Source organism: Actinophytocola sp., assembly GCF_035942955.1.
Classification (GTDB): domain Bacteria; phylum Actinomycetota; class Actinomycetes; order Mycobacteriales; family Pseudonocardiaceae; genus DASYTH01.
Genome location: NZ_DASZCQ010000355.1, coordinates 1 through 2,078 on the forward strand (window position 1 = coordinate 1; position 2,078 = coordinate 2,078).

3 protein-coding genes are annotated in these 2,078 nt (G+C 71.3%); 1 reads left to right on the forward strand and 2 read right to left on the reverse strand.

Annotated elements, in window-relative coordinates; translation table 11 throughout:
• Window positions 1-34 precede the first annotated feature (34 nt).
• The gene (locus VGX25_RS34930; RefSeq protein WP_326922264.1) at window positions 35-226 is read right to left on the reverse strand and encodes a DUF1918 domain-containing protein; all 192 of its coding nucleotides are present in this window, start codon (window positions 224-226) and stop codon (window positions 35-37) included.
• Between the two features lie 76 nt (window positions 227-302).
• On the opposite strand from VGX25_RS34930, the gene VGX25_RS34935 reads away from it, so the two are divergent.
• The gene (locus tag VGX25_RS34935; protein ID WP_326922265.1) at window positions 303-935 is read left to right on the forward strand and encodes a spermidine synthase; all 633 of its coding nucleotides are present in this window, start codon (window positions 303-305) and stop codon (window positions 933-935) included.
• Here the strand turns inward: VGX25_RS34935 and VGX25_RS34940 are convergent.
• The coding region (locus tag VGX25_RS34940; protein ID WP_326922266.1) for a cyclase family protein at window positions 936-2,078 on the reverse strand (1,143 nt) is incomplete at its 5' end.

Consider the following 2,078-nt stretch of genomic DNA (forward strand, 5'->3'; position numbering starts at 1 on the left):
GCGGCCAGCAGCGCCGCGGCGGCGATACGCGCACTCAATCCCCGTTGCTCGACTCGATGACGGAGTCCGGGCCAGGGAACACGAGCGCCTCGTGGCCATCCGGATAACGGACGAGATACGGCGGTGCGCCGTCCGCGCCGCGCACCTCGATGATCTCGCCCAACTGGTCGGCGTTGCCCACGTGACGGCCGTGGACGTGTAGCCGGTCGCCTACTGCCGCGTGCATATATCGACCACCTCCGCCGTCTAAGCGTAGACAGGAAACGGCGAACGGCAACAGGCGGTCTTCTACGCTCATCCGAGTGGCGGACACGATCGATCGACGACTCGGCGTCGCCGGCGAGCTCGTTCTCCGCCGGTCGGGCGACCACTTCGAGATCATCGCCAACGGGGTGTTCCTCATGGACACCCGCAACGGCGAGTCCGAGCGCCTCCTTGTCACGTCCGCCGCCGCGGCCATGCCACCCGGACCCCTGCTCATCGGCGGCCTCGGCGTCGGCTTCTCCCTCCGCGCCGCGCTCGACCACCCCCGTGTCGCGGACATCACCGTCGTCGAACGGGAAGCCGCGGTGATCGACTGGTGCTCCGGCCCACTACGCCACGTCCACGACGACGCACTGTCCGACCCCCGGGTGCGCTGCGTGCACGCCGACCTCCGCGCCTGGCTGCCCGACAAGGCTGGGTTCGCCGCCATCTGCCTCGACATCGACAACGGTCCAGAATGGACAGTCTCACCGGACAACGCCGCGCTCTACGCTCCGGCCGGCCTCGACCTGCTCGCCGGCGCCCTCGCCCCCGGCGGGGTGCTCGCGGTCTGGAGCGCCTCGGCGAGCGAGGCCTTCGCCGCCCGGCTGCGCGCCCGGTTCGACCACGTCGAGCAGCTCCCGGTGCCGGTCCCGCGCGGCGAGCCGGACGTCGTGTACCTGGCGCTATAGCTACCGGCGAGGCACGCCAAGGGCGGCGGGCGGGGTGTTGCCGGCCGTGGAGCCGGCGTGGAACTGCGGGGTGACGATGTAGACGCACTCGAAGACGCCGTCCTGCACCAGTCCCTCCGAGCGGACGCCCTCGCCGATGCGGATGCCGTTCTGGGTCAGCAGCACCTGGTGGACCGGGAAGACGTTGCCGCCGGTGACCGCGGGGTCGAGGACCTCGAGCCCCCAGGTGTCGCTGGCGACGATGGCGACCCGCCGCGAGGCGAGGTAGCGGGCCTCGCGGAGGAAGATGCCCGGCTCCACGCTGATGTACCGGGTGTTGTTGGGATCGGCCGGGTCGTCGAAGCCGGCACGGTTGAGCAGGTGCGTCCAACCGGTGCGGAACAGGACCACGTCGCCGGGGCCCGGTTCCCGGCGCACGCCCTGCCGGCGCAGGGCGTCGCGCATGTCGGTCAGGGTGATGCGGTAGTTGTCGCGCAGGACCCACTCGCCGTTCACCGGGGAGCGGAACAGGTCGGTCGTGGCGCCCTGGGCGAGCTTGAGGCCGACGATGTCGTAGACGACGCCACGGGTGACGATCGGCCCGAGGTTCTCGTTGCCGAGCTTGGCCAGCCCGCGTGGCGTGGCGATGTCCGGTCCGCGGAAGCCGTTGTAGTACGTCTCGCCCACGCCGATGTGGCCGAGGTTGTCGAGCTGGGTGGCGATCTGGTAGGTGCCGCTGTGCGGGAACCGCTCCTCGTGGAAGGACAGGGCGTTGGGTCCAAGCGGGGTGGTCCCCTGCAGGATGCCGGACTCCGGGCTGGTCCGCGGGTCGTAGCTCGCGGCCGGGACGAAGTCGCCGCGGGGCTGGTAGCCGTTGACGGTAAGCCGCTGGCGCAGCACGCGCGGCGGAACGCCGGCAAACGCCGGGAAGTTGTCCACCATCAGCTCGCCGAGGTTGTACGTCTTCACCGCACGGCCCCGCTCGAGCAGCCGCAGCGCCTGCCGGGTCCGCTCCGGCGTCACCTCGTTGGCGGCGCCGCGCTGGTCGTCGCGGCCGTAGCGGCGCGCGGTCTGCTCGGCCCAGCCGGCCACCTCGTCGAGGGTGAACATCCGGTCGCTGAACTCGTCGTGCTTGTCCTCTTCTGCGGCCGCGGCCGCGGGCCC